Here is a 1,331-nt window from a genome sequence, read left to right as displayed (position 1 = left end):
ATGTTTATCGTACTGATTCTGTTGGGCGCTTATCTTCTGAGCATTCACAGCAAACAATTTGCCGTTGCCGCCTTTCTGTTTGCCTTTGCCGCCGTTTTTGCCCAAATCGGCAGCCTTGCCCTTTACATCCGCCACAAAGCACGCGCACAAATGGCTCGTATGCAGCAAACCGAAAACCATTAAGGAAAAACCATGTTTGAAAAAATCGTCCTTGCCAGTGGCAACGCAGGCAAACTCAAAGAATTTTCCCGCCTCTTTGCCGACTTAAACATCGAAGTCCTGCCACAATCGCAGTTCAATACGCCCGAATGTCCCGAGCCGTACCATACCTTTGTTGAAAATGCCCTGGCTAAAGCACGCCATGCCGCCAAATACAGCGGCTTACCGGCACTTGCCGACGATTCCGGCATCTGCACCAACGCCTTAAACGGCGCACCCGGCATTTTCTCCGCCCGTTATGCAGGCGAAAACCCCAAATCCGATGCCGCAAACAACGCCAAACTGTCTGCCGATCTTGCCGATACAGACGATAAAAGCTGTTACTACGTCTGCGTGCTCGTACTCGTCCGCCACGAAAACGACCCGCAACCCATCATCGCAGAAGGCATCTGGCGCGGACAATGGCAGGCAGAGGCAGCCGGCACAAACGGCTTCGGTTACGACCCGCATTTTTATCTGGCCGAACACGGTTGCACCGCCGCCGAGCTTGACCCTGAAATCAAAAATGCCGAAAGCCACCGCGCCCAAGCATTGCGTGAATTGTTGAGAAAAATTGAGTCCTTATAAATCGATAATAGGCCGTCTGAAAACCTGAAACGTTTTTTTAGATGTTCTAGATCCAACAAATAATGAAAGAAATCCATGTCCCCTAAGCAAATCCTGATTGTCGCCATCCGCTTGGTTGTTTTAATCGGTATCGTACAAACACTTGGTAGCATCGCGACCATATTCGTACAGACAGAAAGCATGTATGGCAGTAAACAAATCTCATCCGTACTGATGCTCTACGGCTTGTATTTAATTGCATGGCTGCTGCTATGGTGTTTCCCTGCCACCATTGCCAACCGCCTGTTGCCCGAACATCTGCAAACCGTACAGGAAGCCCCCAAACACCCTGCACCATGGCTGACGACCGGTATTGTATTAATAGGCATATATACTGTTTTCCAAGCCATCCCTGACCTAATTTACCAGTTCTCTCTCTATCTTTTTGTACAGTCTATTGCTATCGACACACATACATCCGTTTGGGCGGACCTCGGCGCACAAAACCAAGCCGGTATACTTGCCAACATCGCGCAGCTTTTTATCGGCATTTTCCTGCTATTCGG

3 protein-coding genes are annotated in these 1,331 nt (G+C 49.5%); all 3 read left to right on the top strand.

Annotated elements, in window-relative coordinates:
- Positions 1-183, top strand: coding sequence for an NGO_0222 family membrane protein (locus ACTHUT_RS20770; protein ID WP_440419700.1), 183 nt, complete (start codon positions 1-3; stop codon positions 181-183).
- 9 nt (positions 184-192) lie between these two features.
- Positions 193-786, top strand: a complete 594-nt coding sequence (rdgB, locus tag ACTHUT_RS20765; protein WP_440386311.1) for an RdgB/HAM1 family non-canonical purine NTP pyrophosphatase — start codon at positions 193-195, stop codon at positions 784-786.
- A gap of 75 nt (positions 787-861) precedes the next feature.
- The coding region (locus ACTHUT_RS20760; protein WP_440419698.1) for a hypothetical protein at positions 862-1,331 on the top strand (470 nt) is incomplete at its 3' end.

The sequence above is a fragment of the Neisseria sp. P0022.S010 genome, assembly GCF_051956635.1.
This window is presented reverse-complemented; position numbering and strand designations above follow the sequence as displayed.

Coding starts and splice junctions, on each gene's coding strand:
- ACTHUT_RS20770 (WP_440419700.1), top strand. CDS start 1: ATGTTTATCGTACTGATTCTGTTGGGCGCTTATCTTCTGAGCATTCAC.
- rdgB (WP_440386311.1), top strand. CDS start 193: ATGTTTGAAAAAATCGTCCTTGCCAGTGGCAACGCAGGCAAACTCAAA.